Here is a 23448-nt window from a genome sequence, read left to right as displayed (position 1 = left end):
TTCGGGCGTCGCCATAGCGCAGTATTGTTACCGCTGCATTGTCACAGGTCCCACCCCGTCAGCGTCGAGTGCCTATTGGCGACCGTGACCATACGGAGACCGGGGCGGGAATCCGGCGGGTACGGACCGCACCCCCGATACCGTTATGCCGTGACCCTCGTAGCTGTCGCGGTCTGTCCTCATCCGCCCATGATCGTCCCGGAGGTGGCCGGCGCCGCCGCCGCCGAGCTCGACGACCTGCGTTCCGCCTGCGCGAGCGCGGTCACGACGCTGGGCCAGGCCGGTGCGCGGCAGATCGTGGTGTTCGGTGCCGATTCGGCCATGACGTCCTATGACCCGCCCCAGCGCGGCTCGCTGCGCCCGTGGGGCGTCGACCTCGACGTCTCGCTCGGCCCGCACGACCCGCTGGAGAGCCGCGAGTTGCCGTTGAGCCTGGTGATCGGCGCGTGGCTGTTGCGGCAACACCCGCCGCGGCAACCGGTCATGGTCAACATGCAGGGCATCGCCGCCGACGCATCGCCCGACGCGTGCCGCGCCTTCGGCGAATGCTGCGCCCCCGACGGCCCGTGGGGGCTGCTCGTGATGGGCGACGGGTCTGCGTCGCGCGGCGTGAAGTCGCCGGGGTACGACGACCCGCGCGCGGAGCCGTACGACGACGCGCTGGCGGCGGCGCTGGCCGCGGTCGACCTGCCGGCCCTGCACGACCTCGACCCGGCCGTCTCCGCGGAGCTGGGCGTGGCGGGGCGGCCGGCGTTCCAGGCCCTGGCCGGGGCGGTGGGCGCGGCCGGCGGCACGTGGCAGGGCGACCTGTCCTACTACGGCGCGCCGTACGGCGTCGGGTACTTCGTCGCCAGCTGGACCCCGGCATGACCGTTGTCGCTGTGGTCGGCCCGACCGCCGCGGGCAAGACCGCGCTCAGCCTGGCGCTCGCCGAGGAGCTCGGCGGCGAGGTGGTCAACGCCGACTCGATGCAGCTTTACGTCGGTCTCGACATCGGCACCGCCAAGCTGCCTGTCGGCGAGCGGCGGGGCATTCCGCACCACGTCTTGGACATCTGGCCCGTGACCTCGCCGGCGAGCGTGGCCGAGTACCAGCGCCTGGCCCGTTCCGCGATCGACGACATCCTCGCCCGGGGCAGGGTGCCGCTGCTGGTCGGGGGCTCCGGCCTTTACGTGCGGGCGGTTCTGGAGGAGTTCGACTTCCCGGGTACGGACGCCGCGCTGCGCTCGTCCCTGGAGTCGGAGCTGGCGGCGGTCGGTGCGGTGACCCTGCACGAGAGGTTGCGCGCTGCGGACCCTGTCGCGGCCTCTCGAATCCTGCCGACCAACGGCCGCCGGATCGTTCGTGCGCTCGAGGTGATCACCCTCACGGGCCAGCCGTTCGCGGCCGCCCTGCCGTCCGCGCCGGTGCCGTTTTATCCCTCTGTGCAGATTGGGGTCGATGTGGCCGGCGAGACACTTGATGCCCGAGTGGCGTCGCGGGTCTCGGCCATGTGGTCGGCGGGCCTGGTCGCGGAGACCCGCGGCCTGGTCGCGGAAGGCCTGCGCGAGGGCCGCACGGCGAGCCGCGCACTCGGATACCAGCAGGTCCTGGCGTTTCTGGCCGGAGAGTCGACGGAACAGGAAGCGCACGACGAGACGATCCGGGCGACCCGGCGCTTCGTCCGCCGCCAGCGCACCTGGTTCCGCCGCGACCCGCGGATCACCTGGCTGGACGGCGCGGACCCGTCCCTGGTCCCCACGGCTCTGCACGCGGTCCACGCGGAGCGGGCGGGTGCGCCATGATGGTCGGCGTATCTGTTGGGGGGCGGTTCGACAAGGGGGCAGTGGTGCGGTTCGTCAAGGGGCACGGCACCGGCAACGACTTCGTGATCCTCCCGGACCCGGACGGCGTGCTGGGCCTGACACCGGAGACGGTGGCGGCACTGTGCGACCGCCGCTTCGGGATCGGCGCCGACGGCGTCCTACGGGTGGTCCGCGCGGCCAAGCACCCCCACGCGGTCGACCTGGCCGGCGAGGCCGAGTGGTTCATGGACTACTGGAACGCCGACGGCTCCATCGCCGAGATGTGCGGCAACGGCGTACGCGTCTTCGCCCGCTTCCTGGCCACGGAGGCCCTGGTCGACGGAGCGACGTTCCCGATCGCCACCCGCGCGGGCGTGGTCCAGGCCACGGTCACCCCGACCGAGGTCTCGGTGATCCTTCCGCTCCCGCGCGTGGGCCCGGGTTCCACCGCCACCGTCAACGGCCTGACCTTCACCGGCACGTCAGTAGACGTCGGCAACCCCCACCTGGTCTGCGCCCTGCCGTCGGGCATGTCGCTAGGAGACCTGGACCTGACCACGGCCCCGTCGTACGACCGGGCCGCCTTCCCGACGGGCGTCAACGTCGAGTTCGTCGTACCGGGCGGCAGCGAGTCAGCCACCTTCGGCCACATCGCGGTAGACCGCCGCCCCGGCCCAGACCGCGGTCACATCGCGGTGGACTCGCCGCCGGTGGACGGCCCGGATCGCGGTCACATCGCCGTGGACTCGCCGCAGGCGGACCGGCGGGAGCAGGGTCACATCGCGGTGGACTCGCCGCCGGTGGACAGCCCGGACCGTGGCCACATCGCCGTGGACTCGCCGCCGGTTGATCGGCGGGAGCAGGGTCATATCGCTGTCGACTCGCCGCCGGCGGGCCGACCGGAGCGCGGTCACATCGCGATGGACACCCCGCCGGCTGATCGGCGCGAGCAGGGTCACATCGCCGTCGACTCGCCGCCGCCGACTCAGCCGGACCGCGGCCACATCGCCGTCGACCGCCGAGGCGGGGAGTTCGGCCACATCGCCGTCGACAAGCGCCCGGTCCCGGTGGGAGTGGACGCGCACGTCGCGATGCGGGTCTACGAGCGCGGCTCAGGCGAAACCCTGTCCTGCGGCTCGGGCGCGATCGCGGTAGCGGCGGTCGCCCTACGCGACGCGGGCAAGCAGACGGGCGTGGTAGCGGTGGACGTACCCGGGGGCCGGCTAACGGTCGCCCTGGACGGCCAAACCTGCGTCTTCACGGGCCCAGCCGTCCTGGTAGCCACAGGCGAAACCCTTCCGACCGCCTAACCAGCTACCCACGCGAGCCCGTCCGGCCCGCGCCAAATCCGTCGCGCCGCGATGAAGCCACCGACGGACTGCACGGCGCGGGCAGGACCGGCCCAGTGAGGCATCGAACTCCACCCGACAGTTGATCTTGCTCGGGTGAAGCGGCCAGCTGGACACAGACCGATGACACCAACGGCCAAGAACGCGGGAGGTGCGCGCGAGGCGTGCGGACGTAGCCCGCCCGTCGAGCAGAACGTAGGTGCATGGCCGCCGCCGTTACCGCCGCGACGACGAAGGCGAGTGCCAGAAGGCGTCCCGCAGCGCGCGGATACGCCATTGCCGCGCTCCCAGGCCGAGCGAGCTGATCGCACAAACTCGTCGAACCTCGGCCCGCCGACTACCAGCAACGGCTGCTTGCATGGAACGTCGTGGACCAGCTCGACCAGGTGGCTTACACGCATCTCCGACGCCCTGCACGCGCCGCGCCGCCCAGACCCTTTGCCCCGCCCAGCACCCCGCCCGGAGGCGAACGAGGATGCAATCCAAAGTGTCCTCAAACGCGAGCTGAGCCGCGGCAAGCCAACCGGCCGGGCGCCCCGGGTCATCGGCGGCGGGCCAAGCGGAGGGGCCCGCACCGCCGAATCAGTCGTCTCGGCCAAGCGACGCGTGCCGAAGGAAGCCATCCGAACGCCGCCATACCCCAGCCAACAGCATGGTCAACCCCAGCGAAGATCAGCCAATGGACTGTGTCCCACGGCAGAAATCGCAGTCGGCAGGCTGGCGTAGGTCAGGGCGGGGGAGGATGTCGTGCGCAAAGCCATAAGAGGCGCGCCCTTTGCGCCTAGGCACTGCGCACGACATCCTCCCCCGCCCAAGACCGCAACCTACAAATGCGCGACCCCCTGCCACGCGAACGGCAACCGGTCGTGGGACGGCCCAAAGCCGCGCCAACCGACGACCTGGCCGTGTTGATGGTTCGCGGGGGCCGCGTGGCCGAGCGAGGGTGTGGTCGTGGTGATGGTCCGGGTTCGCGGGGGCCGCGTGGCCGAGCGAGGGTGTGGTCGCGGTGATGGTCCGGGTTCGCGGGGGCCGCGTGGCCGAGCGACGGCGTCGCCGCGGCGATGGTCCGGATCCGAGGCCGCGCCCAACCGAAACCTGGCCGTGACCCCGGACCGCGTCCAACGACCGCGACCAACGACGAACAAGGCTTGCCCGGCGGGAGCGACGGTCCGGACCACCGCGAACCCGGGACCTAAGGCGCGGAAGTGTCAACCGCGGCAATAGCCGCACTGCTCTGAGCCGCAGCCCGCACCGCGGCCGCAACAGCCACCGCCACGCGAGCGTCGAACACGCTGGGCACGATCACCGTCGGATTGATCTTGTCCTCGCCCACCACGTCCGCGATGGCACGGGCCGCGGCGATCGCCATTTCCTCCGTGAACTCCTCCGCGTGCGCGTCGAGCATGCCGCGGAAGACGCCCGGGAACGCCAGCACGTTGTTGATCTGGTTCGGCTGGTCGGAGCGGCCCGTGGCGACGACGGCGGCATACTTCCGGGCCTCGCGCGGGTCGACCTCTGGGTCCGGGTTGGCCAGCGCGAACACGATCGAGTTCTCGGCCATGCCCGCGATGTCGTCGCCGGTCAGCAGGTTGGGCGCGCTGACGCCGATGAAGACGTCCGCGCCCCGCAGCGCCCCGGAAAGATCGCCCTGGTAGCCGTCGCGGTTCGTGTGCTCGACCAGCCACTGCCACGACGCGGGCAGATCCTTCAGGCCGGCGTGCAGCACCCCGGGCCGGTCGTACGCGATGATGTCGCCCACGCCCTGCCGGAGCAGCAGCTTCATGATCGCGGTGCCGGCCGCACCGGCGCCGCTGACGACGACCCGGACGTCCTGCATCCGCTTGCCGACGACGCGCAGCGCGTTGGTCAGCGCGGCCAGCACACAGATCGCCGTGCCGTGCTGATCGTCGTGGAAGACCGGAATGTCCAGCAGCTCCCGCAGCCGCTCCTCGATCTCGAAGCAGCGCGGTGCCGCGATGTCCTCCAGGTTGATCCCGCCATAGGCCGGCGCGATCGCCTGCACGATCCGCACGATCTCGTCGGTGTCCTGGGTGTCCAGCACGACCGGCCAGGCGTCGACCCCGCCGAAGCGCTTGAACAGCGCGGCCTTGCCCTCCATCACCGGCAGCGAGGCGGCGGGCCCGAGGTTGCCCAGACCCAGCACGGCCGAACCGTCGGTCACGACCGCGACCGTGTTGCGCTTGATCGTCAACCGGCGGGCATCGGCGGGGTTCTCGGCGATCGCGAGACAGACCCGGGCCACACCCGGCGTGTACGCGCGGGAGAGCTCGTCCCGGTTGCGCAGCGCCACCTTCGGCGTCACCTCGATCTTGCCGCCGAGGTGGAGGAGGAACGTCCGGTCGGAGACCTTGCGGACGTCGACCCCTTCGAGCGCTTCGAGCGCCTTGACCACCGAGTCGGCGTGGGTGGCGTCGGCGGTGTCACAGGTGAGGTCGACGACAACGGTCGTGGGGTCTGAGTCGACGACGTCGAGCGCCGTCACGATGGCGCCGGCTTCCCCGACGCAGGTGGTGAGTCGGCCGATCGCCGACGCGTCGGCGAACACCCCGATCCGGATCGTGATCGAAAAGCCAGCACTGGGCAGGCGGGTCGTCGCCACGTGGTCCTCCGTCGTCCTACGGCGCGGGCCACGGCGCCGGCGCCGTAGCGCATTCTTGCCCACGTAAGAGCGGGTCGGCCAACCGCCTGCGCGATTTGTGGATGCGCTCGCGCTGCGGGCGTGTCACGATCGGTGTTCAAGGAGGCTTGTTTTGCGCACATTCCACGCTGTGGATGATCTTGCCGACATCGAACCCACCACCGGCGAGCTGGAGCTGGAAGACCGACACGCGATGCGTCGTGTCGCAGGTCTGTCCACGGAGCTCACCGACATCACCGAGGTCGAATACCGGCAGCTCCGGCTCGAACGCGTCGTCCTGGTCGGTGTCTGGACCGAGGGCTCCGTCACCGACGCCGACAACTCCCTGATCGAGCTCGCGGCCCTGGCCGAGACGGCGGGCTCCCAGGTGCTCGAGGGGCTGATCCAGCGCCGCGGCCGGCCCGATCCCGCGACCTTCATCGGCCGCGGCAAGGTCGACGAGCTGCGCGCCGTGGTCACGTCGTCCGGCGCCGACACCGTCATCTGCGACGGCGAGCTGTCTCCGTCGCAGCTTCGCAACCTGGAGCAGCGCACCAAGGTCAAGGTCGTCGACCGCACCGCGCTGATCCTCGACATCTTCGCCCAGCACGCCAAGAGCAAAGAGGGCAAGGCGCAGGTCGAGCTGGCCCAGCTCGAATACCTGCTGCCGAGGCTGCGCGGTTGGGGCGAGACGCTGTCCCGGCAGACCGGTGGTTCCGGGCGGGGCGGCGGCGCCGGTGGCGGCGTCGGCGTGCGTGGTCCCGGTGAGACCAAGCTGGAGACCGACCGCCGGCGGATCAACCATCGGATCGCCCGGCTGCGGCGTGAGATCAAGAGCCTTCGCACGGTACGCGCGACGAAGCGCGCCCGCCGCAACCGCAACGGGATCCCGGCCGTGGCGATCGCCGGCTACACCAACGCCGGCAAGTCGAGCCTGCTCAACCGGCTGACCGGCGCGGGTGTGCTGGTCGAGGACGCGCTGTTCGCCACCCTGGACCCGACGACCCGCAAGGCCCGCGACGCCGACGGGCGGATCTACACGCTCTCCGACACGGTCGGTTTCGTCCGGCACCTGCCGCACCAGATCGTCGAGGCGTTCCGCTCGACGCTGGAGGAGGTCGCCGACGCGGACCTGCTGGTGCACGTCGTCGACGGCGCGCACCCCGATCCGGAGGAGCAGGTGCGCGCGGTCCGCGAGGTGCTCGCCGAGGTCGGTGCCGACAGCGTTCGCGAGCTGCTGGTGGTCAACAAGATCGACAGTGCCGACGAGGAGACGCTGCTCCGGCTCAAGCGGTCCTGGCCCGAGGCGATCTTCGTGTCGGCCCGTTCCGGGCGGGGCATCGACGAGCTGCGCGCGACGCTCGAGGCACACCTGCCGCGGCCGGCGGTCGAGCTGCGCGTCGTGGTGCCTTACGACCGCGGTGAGCTGGTTGCCCGGTTGCACCGCCGCGCCAAGGTGCTGAGCACGGCCCACATCGCCGAGGGCACCGCGCTGCACGTCCGCGTCGATCCGGCGCTGGCGGCTGAGCTCGTGCCCTACGTGTCGGCATAGGGCGGAGATCACGAGGGGGAGGCGCGGGGCCGGTACGACGTGCGACACTGGCCCGATGCCGCGCGCTTCCTCTTCGATCACGGTCGTCCTGGGCGTGGTCGCAGCGGCGCTCGGTGCCGGATTTGGCACCGCATGGGCCGCTCCATCCCCCACGCCCGCCGGCGCAGCCGGCGCCGCGGCGGTCGTCGAAGGCAAGAAGGTCTGCGCGATCACCGACTCGAAGCTGGTCGAGCTCTCGGGACTGGTCGCCACCAAGGCGGGCTACGTCACCGTCAACGACAGCACCGACGTGTCGAGCCGCGAGAAGGTCTTCTTCCTCGACAAGAAGTGCAAGGTCACCGACTCCGTCTCGTACCCGGGTGGCGGCCCGCGCGACACCGAAGACCTGGCGCTGTCGCCGGACGGCAAGACCCTCTGGGTTGCCGACACCGGCAACAACATCACCAGCGACGACCTGCGCGAGAGCATCGTGCTCTGGAGCCTCCCGGCCGACGGCAGCAAGCAGCCGACGCTGCACCGCTTCGTCTACCCGGACGACAAGCCGCGCGACGCGGAGGCGCTGGTGATGACCGGCACCGGCGCCGGCACCCCGCTGGTGATCACCAAGTCGGCGGGCCCGGCCGAGCTGTTCGTCCCCGCCTCGGCGATCAAGAGCGGCAACTCGACCGGCGTGCCGATGAAGAAGGTCGGCGACGTCACGGTCCCCAAGACCGAGACGCCGAACCTCCTCAACGCGGCCGGGCGGCTCACGGTCACGGGCGCGGCCCGCTCCGCCGACGGCACGAAGGTCGTTCTCCGCACGTACGCCGATGCCTTCGAATGGGACGTCGCCGACGGTGGTGACGTGGTGGCCGCCCTGACCGGTGGCACCGCGCCGCGGATCACCGGCCTGACCGACCCGTTCGGCGAGGCGATCTCGTACACCACCGACGGCAAGCAGTTCGTCACGGTCTCCGACGGCGGCAACCTGGGCGACGACCCGGAGATCAACATCCTCAGCTACGTGCCGGCGACTCCGACCCCGCCCACCGCGGGCGCGAAGACCGACGGCGCGGCCGGCGGTGGCGGCGGGTCCTTCCTCGACAACCTGTCGCTGAAAGACATCACGACGCTGATCGCCGCGATCGGTGTGATCGGCCTGATCCTGGTCGGCGCCGGCGTCGCGGGCATCATCGTGGCCCGCAAGAAGAAGGCCGCGGGCGGCGGTGCCGAACCGCCGGCGGGTGGCGCGCGGGTCGGCCGCCAGGTGGCGCCGGACCAGGCCACCTGGGACAAAGACGGCAACAGCGGCAACGTGTACGGCGGCCAGCCCGGCGGCGGCGGTGTCTACGGCGGCCAACCGGCCCCGGCCGGCGGCGTCTACGGCGGCCAGCAGGCAGCCCCGGGTGGCGGTGTCTACGGCGGCCAGCCGCAGCGCGGTGGCGGTGGCGGCGTCTACGGCGGCGGCGGCCAGCGCGGTGGCGGCGTCTATGGTGGCGGGCCCGGTGGCCAGGGTGACGGATACGGGCCGCCGCAACAGGGCGGGCAGCCGGGGTACGGGCCGCCGCAGCAGGGCGGGCAGCGCGGGGCCGGCTACGGCCGGCAGCGCAGTGCACCGGACGACTACGACTACGGCCCACAGGACCAGCGAGGCCGAGACGGCTACGACGGAAACGGCTACGTCGGTTCCGGTTACCGGGGCTGAGCTCTCGTTCTTGCTCGCCGTTGCCGCGGTCGTGCCTGTAACGGCTCGGGTCCGCCTCTAAACCCGCAGCGCGGCAGCTTGCGATCGAGGCCCGCCGGCCCCCGACGCGGGCGCCCGCAAACGGGATGCGTCACCTGCCAGCCCGCAGCGGTGTGGATCGCCGCTTGGACGCAGTATTCCGCGGGTCTGGATCAGCTGGCTGGGTGCACGCCGCGTCTCGGTGCACACGCTGTTCCGGTGGGTCTGCTCGGCCGCGCGAACGCCTCGGCCTTGCTTGTGCGTTGCCCTGCTGGCTCGGATCGGGTGGCGCGTACTCCGGCCTTGCTTGTGCGTTGCCCTGCTGGTCTGGATCGGGCTGGCGTGTGCCCCTTGGTCTGGCTTGTGCGTTGGCCCGCCGGTTTGGGCCGGCGGGCCGCGCTGTTTCGTCAGATGCGGCGCAGGACCGCCACGACGCGGCCCATGATGGTGGCCTCGTCGCCGTTGATGGGGTCGAACGCCGGGTTGCGGGGTAGCAGCCAGACGTGGCCTTCCCTGCGCTGGAAGGTCTTGACCGTCGCCTCGCCGTCGAGCATGGCTGCCACGATCTCGCCGTTGTTGGCGGTGGGCTGCTGTCGCACGACCACCCAGTCGCCGTCGCAGATCGCGGCTTCGAGCATGGAGTCGCCCTTGACGTGGAGCATGAAGACCTCACCCTCGCCGACGAGCTCGCGGGGGAGGGGGAAGACGTCCTCCACGGCCTGCTCGGCGAGGATCGGGCCACCGGCGGCGATCTGACCCAGCATCGGCACGTAGGCGGGCGCGGGACGCTGGGTCCGCGCGGCCTCGTCGTCGAGGTCGGCCGGCGGTCGCACGTCGACCGCCCGTGGCCGGTTGGGGTCGCGCCGCAGGAAGCCCTTCCGCTCGAGCTCCTTGAGCTGGTAGGCGACGCTCGACGGCGACACCAGCCCGACCGCCTCGCCGATCTCGCGGACGCTCGGTGGGTAGCCGTATCGCTCCACCCAATCTCGGATGAACTCGAGGATTCGTCGCTGCCGAGCGGTGAGCTCGGAGGCGGTCACATCGGGGAAGCTGCTGACCACGGGCGCGACGGCTCTGACCTCAGACGTCGCGGCGCGTGCCCGCGCTGCGCCTCGCTTGCGCGCGCTCGGCGACGCGGCCTCGGACGCGATCTTCTGCGGTTGGTGCTGCCGGCTCGCCCGGTCGTCGGTCGACACGTCCGTCCTCCCTGGTCGGCTGTGATGCCCTAATTCGCGGTTGGGGTGACCATGACCGTATCGGTGGGTTGAGACAGTTTCAAACATCTGTACGAGATCCGTGTCCGGCGTGTCGCGCGTGCTGGGCTCGACATCCGAACGCCTGTTCTGATACACCATCGTACGTCCGTACTATCGAACTGGCGTTCGATCTTGGGGGTCGGGATGAGCGCGGTAGCGAGCAGACCGAAGCCACGCTTGCGTCTGACGCGGCGTGGCCGGCTGGTCCTGGTTGTTCTTTTCCTCGTCGCGGTCGGTGGGTTGGCCGCGATCCTTTCGCCGGCGTCCCGCGCCGCTGATCACGCACAACCGCCGCCGGTCGCGGTGGTCCAGCCCGGCGACACCCTCTGGTCGGTGGTCGCCCGGCACCGGCCGAGCAACAGCCCGTTCACGGTGATCGCCGAGGTGCGCCGCCTGAACGGCATGGACGACTTCACGGTCCACGCGGGCCAGAAACTCGTCCTACCACCAGACTGAGCAGCGGGCGCCACGCGGCGGCCAGGGGTCGTGGGGTTGGGGGACCCGGCGATCGCGGTGGCGACCGACCCACGTGGCGGTAGACCGGGCTGAACTTGTCGCGCGCTGCGGCCGCGACCCGCGCTCTGGGGGTTGCGCGCCGCAGGCCCCGTGCGGCGGGCTGCGGGTCGCGGGCTGCGGGTCGCGCGCGGCGGCTGCGGGTCGCGGGCTGCGGGTCGCGCGCGGCGGCTGCGGGTCGGGGGCTGCCGGTCGCGGGCTGCGGGCTCCGGGCTGCAGGGCTCAGCGCTGGGGCCCGCGGGCTCTGCGCTGCGGGCGACCCGCAGCGCCGAACCTGGCGGGTCTTCCGCCCGCGATGTGGCTCGGACGGCGGAGCGCTCTTCGCCGGCCTGTCCGGCTGCTCACCCTCGCCATGCGGCGGGTAGCGCTTCGTCGGCGCGTCCCTCTTCCACGAGGGCGCCGCTTGTTAGTTGCCGCAAGGGCGGGGAGGGCGTTGTTCCGGGTGGTCGTTTCGCTGGATTGGGGGTCCGCGTCGCCGGATCGGGTGCTTCGGCCCGATGTTTGCGTCGGCCCGTGGCGCGGGCTCATGATTGGCGGCTTGCGGGCCGGCCGGGCGGTCGGGAACCGCCCCCGGCGGCGACCGCCGGAGGCCCGTGTGGCGAGTCACAGGAGCCACTCCAGCCTCGTTGCGACAGAAACGTGGCAGTCGCGACACGCCCGCCCAACTTGACCCCGGGACGCGGGCGGCCTACGGTCGAACCCCTAGATGTAGTAGTTACAGGCATGTAAGTTGTCCACAGGTAGGGGTAGACTCGACAGAGTTACCCACACCTTGCCCACAAGTTGTGCACAGCGGCATCCCCGACGGGTGGTTCGCCGTTGTCCACAGGCGTGCGCGAGATCGGCTGCGGGAGCGGCCCGTCCGGCGCCGCCAAAAAGTGTCAGAGGGTCGCACTAACGTGACCCGCGAGATCAGTTCAAGAGAGGAGGGTCGGCGATGCGCTGTCCTTACTGCCGACACCCCGACTCGCGGGTCGTCGACTCGCGCGAGGCCGACGACGGCCAGCTGATCCGGCGGCGGCGTTCGTGCACCGAGTGCAGCAAGCGGTTCACCACCGTCGAGGAGGCCGTGCTCGCGGTGGTCAAGCGCAGCGGCGTGACCGAGCCGTTCAGCCGCACAAAGATCGTCACTGGCGTGCGCAAGGCCTGCCAGGGGCGGCCGGTCGATGACGACTCCATCGCGCTGCTGGCCCAGAAGGTCGAAGAGACCGTTCGGGCCAAGGGGGCCGCCGAGGTCCCCAGCCACGATGTGGGGCTGGCCATCCTCGGCCCGCTGCGCGACCTCGACGAGGTGGCCTACCTGCGCTTCGCCAGCGTCTACCGGTCGTTCGAGTCGCTGAGCGACTTCGAGCGCGAGATCGAGACGCTCCGCGCGGCCGCCGCCGCGCGACTGGACAGCACCGCCGTCGCGGCTGTCAACGCGGAAACGCGTACCAAGTAAAGCTTTTGAAGGTGTTCGTTAACGAGGGGGCGGGTGACATGGCGGGCGACGTTGCCGCTGGCAAGAGTCGAGCACGGGCCGTGGGGGCGACCGGGCTCAAGGTCGAGCGGGTGTGGACGACCGAGGGTGTCCACCCTTACGACGAGGTGGCGTGGGAACGCCGCGACGTGGTGATGACCAACTGGCGTGACGGCTCGATCAACTTCGAGCAGCGGGGGGTCGAGTTCCCGGAGTCGTGGAGCGTCAACGCGGCCAACATCGTCACCACGAAATACTTCCGCGGCGCCGTGGGCACCGAGGAGCGTGAGTGGTCGCTCAAGCAGCTCATCGACCGGGTCGTGAAGACCTACCGCAAGGCCGGCGAAGACAACGGCTACTTTGGCAACGCCGCCGACGCCGAGCTCTTCGAGCACGAGCTGACCTACATGCTTCTGCACCAGGTGTTCAGCTTCAACTCGCCGGTGTGGTTCAACGTCGGCACGCCGTCGCCGCAGCAGGTCAGCGCCTGTTTCATCCTGGCTGTCGACGACTCGATGGACTCGATCCTCGACTGGTACAAGGAAGAGGGCCTGATCTTCAAGGGCGGCTCCGGGTCCGGGGTCAACCTGTCCCGCATCCGCTCGTCCAAGGAGCTGCTGTCCTCCGGCGGCACCGCGTCCGGGCCGGTCAGCTTCATGCGCGGCGCCGACGCGTCGGCGGGCACCATCAAGTCCGGTGGCGCCACCCGGCGTGCGGCCAAGATGGTCATCCTCGACGTCGACCACCCCGACATCGAAGAGTTCGTGCAGACCAAGGCCCGTGAGGAAAACAAGATCCGGGCGCTCCGCGACGCCGGCTTCGACATGGACCTGGGCGGCGCCGACATCGTCAGCGTGCAATACCAGAACGCCAACAACTCGGTGCGGGTCACCGACGAGTTCATGCGCGCCGTCGAGGAGAACGGCTCCTTCGACCTGCGCGGGCGGCTCGACGGCTCGGTGATCGAGTCGATCGACGCCAGCAAGCTGTTCCGCACGATCGCGCAGGCCGCGTGGGAGTGCGCCGACCCCGGTCTGCAGTACGACGACACGATCAACGACTGGCACACCTCCCCCGAGACCGGTCGGATCACCGCGTCCAACCCGTGCTCCGAATACCTGCACCTCGACAACTCGTCGTGCAACCTGGCGTCGCTCAACCTCATGAAGTTCCTCCGCGCCGACGGTGGCTTCGAGGTCGAGCGGTTCGTCAAGTCGGTCGAGTTCGTCATCACGGCGATGGACATCTCGATCTGCTTCGCCGACTTCCCGACCGAGAAGATCGGTGAGACCACCCGCGCCTACCGCCAGCTCGGCATCGGCTACGCCAACCTCGGCGCGCTGCTGATGGCGTCCGGCCTGCCCTACGACTCCGACGGCGGGCGTTCGCTGGCCGGGGCGATCACCTCGCTGATGACGGGCACCGCCTACCGGCGCTCGGCCGAGATGGCCGGCGTGGTCGGCGCGTTCGACGGCTACGCCCGCAACGCGGAGCCGCACAAGCGGGTCATGCGCAAGCACGCCGCGGCCAGCGACGACATCAAGGCGTCCGGCACGGTGGCCACCGCGATCACCCGCGAGGCCTCGAAGCAGTGGCAGCAGGCCATCAAGATCGGCGAGAAGTCGGGCTGGCGCAACGCGCAGGCCTCGGTGCTCGCGCCGACTGGCACGATCGGCCTGATGATGGACTGCGACACCACCGGTGTCGAGCCCGACCTGGCGCTGGTCAAGTTCAAGAAGCTGGTCGGCGGCGGCTCGATGCAGATCGTCAACCAGACCGTGCCGCGCGCGCTGCGCAGCCTCGGCTACCCCGAGGAGCAGGTCGAGGCGATCGTGGAGCACATCGCCGACCACGGCCACGTCGTCGACGCGCCCGGGCTCAAGACCGAGCACTACGCGGTGTTCGACTGCGCGATGGGCGAGCGGTCGATCGCTCCGATGGGCCACGTGCGGATGATGGCGGCCGTGCAGCCGTTCATCTCGGGCGCGATCTCCAAGACGGTCAACATGCCGGAGTCGGCGACCGTCGAAGACGTCGAGAAGATCTACTTCGAGGGCTGGAAGCTCGGCCTCAAGGCGCTCGCGATCTACCGCGACAACTGCAAGGTCGGCCAGCCGCTGTCGGTGGCCAAGCCGGCCAAGGCCGCGGCCGAGGCTCCGGCCGAGGTGGCGGTCGTGGCGGAGAAGACGGTCGAGAAGGTCGTCGAATACCGCCCGGTCCGCAAGCGCCTCCCGAAGAAGCGCCCGTCGGAGACGGTGTCGTTCTCGGTCGGCGGCGCCGAGGGCTACCTCACCGCGTCGTCCTACCCCGACGACGGCCTGGGCGAGGTCTTCCTCAAGATGTCCAAGCAGGGTTCGACCCTGGCCGGCGTCATGGACGCGTTCTCGGTGGCGATCTCGATCGGCCTGCAATACGGGGTGCCGCTCGAGACCTTCGTCGCCAAGTTCACCAACATGCGGTTCGAGCCGGCGGGCATGACCGACGACCCGGACATCCGCATGGCCGCGTCGGTGATGGACTACATCTTCCGCCGGCTGGCGCTCGACTTCCTGCCCTACGAGCGTCGCGCCGAGCTCGGCATCTTCACCGCCAAGGAGCGCGCGGCCCAGATCCGCGCCGAGGCGGAGGCCGAGGCCGCGATCGACCTGACCCAGATGGCGTCGTCCGCGCCGATCGAGGCCAAGCCGACCGAAGAGAAGGCGACGGAAGAGAAGACCGATCAGCCGCCGACGGCCCAGGCCGCCGACATCCCGGTCCAGATCGCGGCGCCGTCGCCGCGGGCCGGCTCCTCGATCGAGCTGCTCGAGTCCGTGATCGGCAAGGCCGCCGACGCGCCGCTCTGCTTCACCTGCGGCACCAAGATGCGCCCGGCCGGCAGCTGCTACGTCTGCGAAGGCTGCGGCTCGACCTCCGGCTGCAGCTGAAACCGGGCCGCATCGCGTCGGACGCGATGGTCGGCCTGAGCTAGGCAAGAGCGAAAGCGCAACGAGAAGGGGAGCCGGCCGCCAGCCGGCTCCCCTTCTGCTGTGCGCCGGCATCGCTCAGCGCGGTCAACGATCGGTAGTCGCCTCTGGCCGGCGGCGGGGAGGCGTGGTTCGGCATCGTTGGACGCCGCTGCCGCCTCCCGCGGCATCGCTGCCAGGCGCTGCTGACCCTGGTCGGGGTCGCGGTCTCCTTCGGTCCCGGGGTTGGCACGGGAGGGACCTCGGCCGCCGGCGGCTGAGCGATGGCAAGGCCGGCGGCAACGACCCGGTCCTGTCCGCTTCGGCACGCGGTAGAGATCGTCACTACCAGGGGACGATGCCTTCGTCGTCGAAGAACGCGCCGGACGGGCCGTCGTTGGGCAGCGTGGCGAGCCGGATCGCCGTGGCGGCGCCCTGCTCGGGGGTGCGGGAGCCGTGGAAGCCGTTGAAGGCGGTCGCGACCAGGCCTGGGCAGCTGGCGTTGATCAGGATGTTCGTGTCGGCGAGTCGCCGGGCGTACTGGACGGTCACGGCGTTGAGGAACGACTTCGACGGCGCGTACGCGGCCATCACCGGGCCGATCTCGATGTCCGGGTCGGCTTGCAGAGTCACGGAGCCGACGCTGCTGGAGATGTTGACGATCCGCGGCGACGACGAGCGCCGCAGCAGCGGGAGCATCGCATTCGTCACCCGGATCACGCCGATGACGTTCGTCTCCACGACCGTGCGGACCAGGTCCAGGTCGAGCGTGGTCGGGTCCTGCGCCCAGTCCGCACCCAGCTGGCCGGAGATGCCCGCGTTGTTGACCAGAACGTCCAGCCGACCGGCTTCCCGCGCGATCATCTCTGCGGTCTCCGCGACGTGCCGCTCGCCGGTGACGTCCAGCGGCACGCCGAAGACGTCGGCCCCTGCGGCGCGCAACTTCTCGACGGCGGTCTCGCGCCGGCCCGCGTCCCGCGCTCCGACGGCCACGCGGTATCCGAGTGCGCCGAGCCCGGTGGCGATCGCGTATCCGATCCCCTGGTTCGCGCCAGTGACCAGCGCGATCTTTGCTTCGTTCATGCCGTACAGGCTCGGTCTCAGGTGGGCGCGCCGGCCAACACCGATCCAGTGCGCTGTCATACCCGGTAGGTATCGTGGGCGTACTCTGCGGCAATGGATACCTTGGAGACCCGCGAGCTGAGGTACTTCGTGGCCGTCGCCGAGGAGCTGCACTTCGGCCGGGCAGCCGAACGCCTCGGCATGGCCCAGCCGCCGCTGTCACGCGCCATCCAGCAGCTCGAACGTCGCCTCGGCGTCTGCCTGCTGGAACGCAACCGCAGGGGCGTCGCGCTGACCGCTGCCGGGCAGGTGCTGCTGTCCGAGGGCCGCGCGACACTCGACGCGGCCACCGCCGCCGCCCGCCGTACCCGCCGCGCCGGCGGAGCCGACAACCCGGGTGCTGCGCGCAACCGTCTGGTGCTGGCGGTGAAGACCGCCGCGGTGCACGAGCTGCTCCAGCAGCTCCTCGACGCGTACGCGGCCCAGCCCGACGCCGCCGAGGTCGAGGTCCTGCAGTGCTCGATGACCGACCAGGAGGCACGGCTGCGCGACGGTAGCGCCGACGTCGCACTCATGCACGTGCCGTACAACTCCCTCGCCGGGTTCGACAGCGAGGAGCTCATGTCGGAGGGTCAGCTCGCCGTCCTGCCGGCCGGACACCCGCTCGCCGCACGCAAGACCCTGGCCATGGCCGACATCAGCGACCTCCCCGACCTGCCACGGGCGCGTTGGCCCAGACACGGCGTCTACGCGCCCGGCCCGGGCCCAGAGATCCACGACCAGACGCAGCTGGCCCAGCTGGTCGCCCTGGGCCGCACGGTCGGGGTGGTGCCGGAATCCGCGCGCGCCTGGCTGTGGTCCGAGCATGCCGCGATCCCGCTGACCGACGCGCCCCCTGTCGTCACGCACATCGCATGGCCCACCCACAGCCGCTCACCGGGCGTGGCGAGCCTGATCAGGACCGCCGCACAGCTGGTGCCGCGTTAGCGCGGCAACAGCGAGCGGCGACCGCCGGGTCGGGCGGTCGCCGCTCTGAGACGCTGTCACTGCGTCGGGTTGTCGGTGTGCGGGTGCTTGCCGAGCTGGTGCCAGTCGGTCTCCGACATGTCGATGTCGAAGTGCTTCGCCGCCTTCTTGAGGTTGCCGAACGCCTGCTCGCGCTCCTTGTCCGTGACGCCCTTGACCTGGTCGAAGCGCGCGATCGCGTTCCGCACGTGATCGGCGTCGACCAGCGGCTCCTTGCGCCTGTCCGGAAACGCGAACGCCGAATCCGGGAGGCTGCGCTTCTCGCCGCTCGACAGGGTTCCTTCGTCGCCCTCGTTCACGGGCTTCCAGGTGGTCTCCATGAACCGACGGTTACCCACCCGACCTGGGGCTATGCGGCGCAGGCGGTCCAGTCGACCAGCACCCGATCCGGACGTTGCGGATCAATTCGGGCGGCGAAGGCCAGGCCGTCTTGCGCGCGGCCCAGGAAGGGCTCGGCGATCGGGCCCAGGTACAGCGCCGGGTACGGCGGCCCGCCGTCCACGCGGCGCACCGACATCAGCACCTCGAGCACCGGCTCCCGGTCGACGAACGCGCCGGTCTCCCGCAGGTCGAGCGGCTGGGCCTGGGCCGGCACGCCGATCCGTGCGAGGTCGGTCAGGTCGTCGCGCAGAAGCTCGGTGGTGGTCATGCCGGTGGCGCCCTCTCCTCGTGCGGATGATGCCTCTTGGGATATAACCGGCGAAGGTCATTCAGGCAGCGGACGACCGGTCCGATAGGTCCGATAGGGTACGGGTGGTGGCGTGGCGACAGCCGAGAGTGAGCGTGCGCCGAGGCCGTTGGGTCAGCCGCACGTGAGCCGGATGCCCGCCGATCCCGCGTACCAGGCGGAGATCATCAAAGCCCACGACGCCGCGCTGGCCGCCGGCTCGGCCGGCTACCTCGACCCGCGGACCGGGTTGTTCGTTCTTTCGGCCGGGTTCCTCGCGGCCCGCGGCACGTGTTGCGGTCGAGGCGGCCGGCACTGTCCATATGTGAAATAGGGTCGCGCCATGACTCGGTACGTCGTGATCGGCGCCGGCATCGTCGGCCTGGCGACCGCGCACCGGCTCACGCTGGACCACCCGGACGCGTCGGTCACGGTGATCGACAAGGAGCCGCGGGTCGCCGCCCACCAGACCGGGCACAACTCGGGCGTGATCCACGCGGGCGTCTACTACAAGCCGGGCAGTCTCAAGGCGCGGCTCTGCGCTGCCGGCCGCACCTCCATGGTCGACTTCTGTGCCACCCACGGCATCCCGCACGAGGTCTGCGGCAAGATGATCGTGGCGGCCGACGAGTCCGAGGTCCCGCGCCTGCACGCGCTGCACGAACGGGCGGTTGCCAACGGCCTGCCGGCCCGGCTGGTCAGCGCCGCCGAGGCCAAGGAGCTCGAGCCCGAACTGCGCTGCGTCGAGGCGCTGCGGGTCGAGTCGACCGGGATCGTCGACTTCGCCGCCGTCTGCATCACCCTCGCCGACCTGGCCGGGCGTGCCGGGGCCACGCTCCGGCTGGGCACCGCGGTGACCGGCATCGAGACGCGCGGCCACGACCAGATCGTGCGAACGACAACCGGCGACCTGACCGCCGACGTCCTGGTCAACTGCGCGGGACTGCACGCCGACCGGGTGGCCCGCCTCGCGGGCGTCGAGCCGCCGGCCAGAATCGTCCCCTTCAGGGGTGAATATTACGAATTGACGCCCTCGCGACGCGGCCTGGTCCGCGGCCTGATCTACCCGGTGCCGGACCCACAGTTCCCCTTCCTGGGCGTCCACCTGACCCGCATGATCGACAACACGGTCCACGCCGGACCCAACGCGGTGCTGGCGCTGGCCCGCGAGGGCTACCGCTGGAGCACGATCAACCCAAAAGACATCGCGGACTTCCTGGCGTACGCGGGCCTTTGGCGCCTGGCCCGCCAGCACATCGGGTACGGCCTGACCGAGGTGCGCCGCTCCCTGAGCCGCCGCCTGTTCGCCGAAAGCCTGGCCCGCCTCGTCCCAGCGATCACCGAAGCCGACCTGACCCCAGCCGGCGCCGGCGTCCGTGCCCAGGCGATCACCCGCGCCGGCACCCTGGTCGACGACTTCCTGATCGTCACCCGCGACCGCCAGGTCCACGTCCTGAACGCCCCATCGCCCGCCGCGACGAGCTCCCTGGAGATCGCCAAACACATCGTGGCCCAACTCCCGGCCTGACCGGGACGACGAGGACCACACCGCGCGCTGGCTTCCCTGCGGACGCCTCCGAAGGGTCGCGCATTCTGCGGGGCCGCGCGGCCTCGGGCCTCGCACCGAGCACGCCCCGGCCGACCATCGAAGCGTCAGACGTTGTTCCGCGAGGCCGGCGTCACGTCGGGCCGTTTTTGTGCGGTCTGGGGCACCGCGGGGTCGCACGTGCTTCGGGCACCGGGCGGCGACGGTCCGGACTGCGCACGCACCGGAAGGCGACATTCCGGACCGGGCACCTGGCGGCCTGGGGCGGTCGCCGGGAAGTCGCAGCTGCCGTTCGAGCCGATGCGGCGCAGAAGATCATCCGCGTGGGTTTGTGCGCGTCAGGCGAAGGCGGGCCGCACTGCGGACCGCATCGGGCGGCAGGGGAGGTCGCCGGTGTTTCCGGGTGGCGTGGCCCCACCCCGGACCGTGTACCAGGCGGCGACGCTCCGGACCGCGCAACGGGTGGCGACGCTTCGGACCGGGCACCTGGCTGCCCGGGGCGGTCGCCGGGAAGTCGCAACCGCTGTTCGAGCAGAGGACCATCCGCGTGGGTTGTGCGCGTCAGGCGAAGGCGGGCCGCGCTGCGGACCGCATCGGGCGGCCGGGCAAGGTCATCGGTGTTTCCGGCCGGCGCGGCCTCGACCGTGCATCGGGCGGCCCAACCCGGACGGTGCGCCGCGCGGCGGCGCTCCGGACCGTGCGCCGGGCGGCCTCACCCCGGACCGTGCGCCGGGCGGCGACGCTCCGGACCGTGCGCCGGGTGGCCCCACCCCGGACCGTGCGCCAGGCGGCGAAGCTCCGGACCGGGCACGCGGCGGCCCGGAGCGGTGGCCGGGAGGTCGCAACTGCCGCTGCAGCCGACGCGGCGGAGAAGATCATCCGTGCGGGTTGTGCGCATCAGGCGAAGGTGGCCGCACTGCGGACCGCATTGGGCGGCGGGGAAGGTCATCGGTGCTTCCGGGCGGGGCGGCCCCAACCCGGACCACATACCGGGCGGCTTGGGGCGGTCACCGAACGCTCGCACCTGGTTTCAGCCAGGGTCGCCCCCTCCGACCCCGCACCCGGCGGCCCAGAGGGTGGTCACCGGGAAAGTCATCGGCGCTACCAGACCTGGGCGACCTGGCTCCGGCGGACAACCCGGACTTCCGCACCGTCCGGCGAAGCCGTATGTTTTCGGGCGGCGCACTCCTGTGCTGATCCGAGCGTCGATCGAGGAGTTGTTGTGGTCCTGCCGCGTAGCCGCCACAGCGACCTGGCCGCCCGACCGTCCAGGGTGGATGGCCGACGGGCGTCCCGGCTGGTCTGCCTCGGCGCGGCTCTGAGCCTCGTCGGCGCCGTCGCGGGTTGCGGTGACGAGCCGGTTCCGCAGCAGACGCTCCCGCCGGTCCGGGCCGACTTCCCCGCCGCGACCGCGGGAGGGGCCTGCGTCTACTTCGACTACGAGGCGATCGAGAAAGCGATCGGTGTGCGGTTCGGGATCTCCGCCGCCAGTCGCAGCGGGGAGACCACCACCTGCGTGGTCCAACCGGAGCAGGGCGAGCTGCCCGACCTCGCCCTCACGATCAGCAAGACCACGGCCGACGCCGCCGTCTTCAAGGAGGACGTCGTTCCTGACAAGGGTGCGACGGCGGTCAAAGGGTTGGGGCTGGCGGCCTACCAGGCCCCGTTCGCGGCGACGGAAACGGCTGGGCCGGGGCTCGAGCTCTGCTGGCTCACCAAGGACAAGCGCCTTATGTCGTTGCGCTTCACCGACCTCCTGGACGCCCCGGCGCCGGCGAAGGAGCTCGGGCCGCAAATGGTCGCGCTGGCCAAACAGGTCGAATCGGTGAAGCCGCCCAAGAAGTCCTGATCGACACGGCCGGCGGACGCCTAACGATCGGCCGCGAACGCGCCGCGTCGCGCGCGTGACCGAGCCGTCGTAGGCCAGACGGTAGATCTGGTCGTCGGCAGGTATCGCGCCGACCTCGGGCACGCAGATCGACCTCGAACGGCTTCTGCAGGTTCGGCCACGACGGTGCCGCCCTGCGCGTGTACATCCCTATCGGCGCCAAGGCAGAGCTGCCTCTAGCAGCTCTGACCGGGCGGGACCGTCTCTGGTCTTGGACCGCATAGATCTCGCCCGAAAAGGCAGAATTCACCGCTTGGAGTGACAAGCCGAGCGCGAAGGTCGCACGGTTCGACCTCGCGAGCGCGAGCATCAGGGACGAAGCCCCGGGGCCGCCCCGCCGTGGGCGAAAGCCGGCCGAGCAGGGCCGACCAAACGCGAAGGCCGGCCCCAAAAAAGGGGACCGGCCTTCGAAAGATCGTCAGTGGGCCGCGACGAACACCCGGGACGCGACCTCGCGCGGCAGGCGGACCTGGTCACCCGACCGGTCGATCATGACGCCGTCGCGCTCCTGTGCCACCGTCACCGTCGCGCCGGGGTCGACCCCTGCCGCGTGTAGCTGGCGGAGCACGTCGGCGTCGGTCTGGACGCTCTCGCAGATGCGGCGGACGATGACCTGGCCGGTCAGGCCCGGGAACGCCAGGTTGCGCTCCTTGTTGTCGAAGCCGTCGGCCTCGGCCGGCAGGTCGCCCAGGGCGTCGAGGCCCGGGATCGGGTTGCCGTAGGGGGAGCGGGTCGGGCGGTTGAGCAGGTCGTAGACCTTCTGCTCGACCGCGTCGCTCATCACGTGCTCCCAGCGACACGCCTCTTCGTGGGCCTCCTCGTAGGGCATGCCGATCACGTTGACGAGCAGCAGCTCGGCGAGCCGGTGCTTGCGCATCACGGAGACGGCCTGCTCGCGGCCGAGGCCGGTGAGGTGCAGGTGGCGATCGCCCTCGACGGTGAGTAGTCCGTCACGTTCCATGCGGGCCACCGTTTGGCTGACGGTCGGGCCGCTCTGGTGCAACCGCTCGGCGATCCGGGCGCGCAGCGGTGGCACACCTTCCTCTTCCAACTCGAGGATGGTGCGCAAATACATCTCGGTCGTGTCGACAAGGTGATTCACGGCAGAAGGCCCTCCTAGCTGTCGATATTACCTCGCCACACCGACAACCCGGCGCCACGAAGGGCGTCGGGCGGGTGTTCACTGGAGCGCGTGGTTTCCGCCGATGATCTCACGATCGACCCTGACGGGTTGCGCTCCGGCCTCGAAGGCCCCGAAGGCCGCGAAGGCCTCCCCGGCATAACGGTGCTCGACGCCCGCTGGCGGCTCTCCGGCCGGCCGGGCCGCGCCGACTACGTCGAGGGTCACATTCCCGGCGCCGTCTTCATCGACCTCGACACCGAACTGGCGGGCGAACCCGGGCCCAACGGCCGGCACCCGCTGCCCGACCCGGCCAAGCTCCAGGAGCAGCTTCGGGCCAAGGGCGTCAGGAACGACAAACCAGTCGTCGTGTACGACGCCGGGGACGGTCAAGCCGCCGCCCGCGCCTGGTGGATCCTCCGGTGGGCCGGCCACCGCGACACCAGGGTCCTCGACGGTGGGTTCGCGGCCTGGACCAACCAAGGTCATCCGGTCACCACCGACGAGACAACGCCCACCGAGGGCGATATAGAGGTCAAACCCGGCAACCTGCCCAGCCTGACGGCGGAGGAAGCCGCCGCGCTGGCCGAGCAGGGCACCCTGATCGACGCCCGGGTCGCACCGAGGTTCCGCGGCGAGGTCGAGCCCATCGACCCGGTCGCCGGCCACATCCCGGGTGCCGTCAACCGCCCGACGACAGAGAACGCGAAGGACGACGGCCGCCTGAAGACGGCCGAGGAGATCAGGGCGGGCTTCGCCGAAACAGGGGTCCGCGACGGCCAACCCGTCGGCGCGTACTGCGGATCCGGCGTCACCGCCGCGCACACCGTGCTGGCGTTGCACCGCGCCGGGCGTACCGACGCCGCTCTGTATGTCGGCTCGTGGAGCGACTGGGTGACCGACCCGAACAGGCCGGTGGCGACCGGCGAATAGCAGGACCGCAT

Annotated in this window: 18 protein-coding genes and 2 pseudogenes; 14 read left to right on the top strand and 6 right to left on the bottom strand. The window is 70.8% G+C overall.

Annotated features, from left to right (window positions below; translation table 11 throughout):
* The first annotated feature begins 189 nt into the window (after positions 1–189).
* The 4 genes and pseudogenes from CHC05_RS13820 to CHC05_RS42465 form a co-directional block, all read left to right on the top strand.
* Positions 190–870: a class III extradiol ring-cleavage dioxygenase family protein gene (locus CHC05_RS13820; RefSeq protein WP_179266175.1), complete on the top strand. Its 681-nt coding sequence runs from the start codon at positions 190–192 to the stop codon at positions 868–870.
* On the top strand, positions 867–1784 hold the full coding sequence (miaA, locus tag CHC05_RS13815) for a tRNA (adenosine(37)-N6)-dimethylallyltransferase MiaA (protein WP_089248537.1): 918 nt from the start codon (positions 867–869) through the stop codon (positions 1782–1784). The genes CHC05_RS13820 and miaA overlap by 4 nt, the downstream gene beginning before the upstream one ends.
* Positions 1781–2389 (top strand): annotated as a pseudogene (gene dapF / locus CHC05_RS13810) (diaminopimelate epimerase); the annotation flags it as partial. The gene miaA and the pseudogene dapF, both read left to right, overlap by 4 nt.
* A gap of 465 nt (positions 2390–2854) precedes the next feature.
* Positions 2855–3094, top strand: a pseudogene (locus CHC05_RS42465) (diaminopimelate epimerase); the annotation flags it as partial.
* Positions 3095–4325: 1231 nt separating this feature from the next.
* Here CHC05_RS42465 and CHC05_RS13800 read toward each other — a convergent pair.
* The gene (locus CHC05_RS13800) at positions 4326–5753 is read right to left on the bottom strand and encodes an NAD-dependent malic enzyme (RefSeq protein ID WP_089248535.1); all 1428 of its coding nucleotides are present in this window, start codon (positions 5751–5753) and stop codon (positions 4326–4328) included.
* Positions 5754–5922: 169 nt separating this feature from the next.
* Here CHC05_RS13800 and hflX point away from each other — a divergent pair, with 169 nt between their 5' ends.
* Both hflX and CHC05_RS13790 read left to right on the top strand, forming a co-directional pair.
* On the top strand, positions 5923–7323 hold the full coding sequence (gene hflX / locus CHC05_RS13795) for a GTPase HflX (protein ID WP_245870826.1): 1401 nt from the start codon (positions 5923–5925) through the stop codon (positions 7321–7323).
* A 55-nt stretch (positions 7324–7378) separates the two neighbouring features.
* Positions 7379–9007, top strand: a complete 1629-nt coding sequence (locus tag CHC05_RS13790; protein WP_089248533.1) for a hypothetical protein — start codon at positions 7379–7381, stop codon at positions 9005–9007.
* 425 nt (positions 9008–9432) lie between these two features.
* Here the strand turns inward: CHC05_RS13790 and lexA are convergent, their stop codons facing one another.
* On the bottom strand, positions 9433–10221 hold the full coding sequence (gene lexA / locus CHC05_RS13785; protein WP_245870825.1) for a transcriptional repressor LexA: 789 nt from the start codon (positions 10219–10221) through the stop codon (positions 9433–9435).
* Positions 10222–10458: 237 nt separating this feature from the next.
* Here lexA and CHC05_RS13780 point away from each other — a divergent pair, with 237 nt between their 5' ends.
* From CHC05_RS13780 to CHC05_RS13770, 3 genes are all read left to right on the top strand, one after another.
* Positions 10459–10737, top strand: coding sequence for a LysM peptidoglycan-binding domain-containing protein (locus CHC05_RS13780; RefSeq protein WP_179266166.1), 279 nt, complete (start codon positions 10459–10461; stop codon positions 10735–10737).
* Between the two features lie 994 nt (positions 10738–11731).
* Complete coding sequence (gene nrdR / locus CHC05_RS13775; RefSeq protein WP_089248529.1) at positions 11732–12235, top strand: transcriptional regulator NrdR; 504 nt, start codon at positions 11732–11734, stop codon at positions 12233–12235.
* A 38-nt stretch (positions 12236–12273) separates the two neighbouring features.
* A complete protein-coding gene (locus tag CHC05_RS13770) occupies positions 12274–15177 on the top strand; it encodes a vitamin B12-dependent ribonucleotide reductase (protein WP_089248527.1) in 2904 nt (967 codons plus the stop codon).
* 363 nt (positions 15178–15540) lie between these two features.
* On the opposite strand, the gene CHC05_RS13765 is transcribed toward CHC05_RS13770, so the two are convergent.
* On the bottom strand, positions 15541–16278 hold the full coding sequence (locus tag CHC05_RS13765) for an SDR family oxidoreductase (protein ID WP_089248525.1): 738 nt from the start codon (positions 16276–16278) through the stop codon (positions 15541–15543).
* A 102-nt stretch (positions 16279–16380) separates the two neighbouring features.
* On the opposite strand from CHC05_RS13765, the gene CHC05_RS13760 reads away from it, so the two are divergent.
* Positions 16381–17244, top strand: coding sequence for a LysR family transcriptional regulator (locus CHC05_RS13760; protein ID WP_425426746.1), 864 nt, complete (start codon positions 16381–16383; stop codon positions 17242–17244).
* A 56-nt stretch (positions 17245–17300) separates the two neighbouring features.
* Here the strand turns inward: CHC05_RS13760 and CHC05_RS13755 are convergent, their stop codons facing one another.
* Together CHC05_RS13755 and CHC05_RS13750 are read right to left on the bottom strand one after the other, a co-directional pair.
* On the bottom strand, positions 17301–17603 hold the full coding sequence (locus CHC05_RS13755; protein WP_089248677.1) for a DUF6582 domain-containing protein: 303 nt from the start codon (positions 17601–17603) through the stop codon (positions 17301–17303).
* 29 nt (positions 17604–17632) lie between these two features.
* The gene (locus tag CHC05_RS13750; protein ID WP_089248521.1) at positions 17633–17932 is read right to left on the bottom strand and encodes a hypothetical protein; all 300 of its coding nucleotides are present in this window, start codon (positions 17930–17932) and stop codon (positions 17633–17635) included.
* A 172-nt stretch (positions 17933–18104) separates the two neighbouring features.
* Here CHC05_RS13750 and CHC05_RS13745 point away from each other — a divergent pair, with 172 nt between their 5' ends.
* The 3 genes from CHC05_RS13745 (at position 18105) to CHC05_RS41445 (ending at position 21345) form a co-directional block, all read left to right on the top strand.
* Complete coding sequence (locus CHC05_RS13745) at positions 18105–18284, top strand: DUF5522 domain-containing protein (RefSeq protein ID WP_089248675.1); 180 nt, start codon at positions 18105–18107, stop codon at positions 18282–18284.
* 9 nt (positions 18285–18293) lie between these two features.
* Positions 18294–19478, top strand: coding sequence for an L-2-hydroxyglutarate oxidase (gene lhgO / locus CHC05_RS13740; protein WP_089248519.1), 1185 nt, complete (start codon positions 18294–18296; stop codon positions 19476–19478).
* A 1240-nt stretch (positions 19479–20718) separates the two neighbouring features.
* Positions 20719–21345: a hypothetical protein gene (locus tag CHC05_RS41445; RefSeq protein WP_089248517.1), complete on the top strand. Its 627-nt coding sequence runs from the start codon at positions 20719–20721 to the stop codon at positions 21343–21345.
* Between the two features lie 457 nt (positions 21346–21802).
* Here the strand turns inward: CHC05_RS41445 and CHC05_RS13730 are convergent, their stop codons facing one another.
* Positions 21803–22486 carry an iron-dependent transcriptional repressor DtxR gene (locus tag CHC05_RS13730; RefSeq protein ID WP_089248515.1) on the bottom strand — a complete coding sequence of 228 codons (684 nt, stop codon included), beginning with the start codon at positions 22484–22486 and terminating at the stop codon, positions 21803–21805.
* Positions 22487–22576: 90 nt separating this feature from the next.
* On the opposite strand from CHC05_RS13730, the gene CHC05_RS13725 reads away from it, so the two are divergent.
* The gene (locus tag CHC05_RS13725) at positions 22577–23437 is read left to right on the top strand and encodes a sulfurtransferase (protein ID WP_089248513.1); all 861 of its coding nucleotides are present in this window, start codon (positions 22577–22579) and stop codon (positions 23435–23437) included.
* Positions 23438–23448 lie beyond the last annotated feature (11 nt).

The organism is Asanoa hainanensis (assembly GCF_900188485.1).
In the GTDB taxonomy this organism is placed as follows: domain Bacteria; phylum Actinomycetota; class Actinomycetes; order Mycobacteriales; family Micromonosporaceae; genus Asanoa; species Asanoa hainanensis.
Note: the sequence above shows the minus strand (reverse complement) of the source record. Positions and strands in the feature narration are given on the sequence as shown.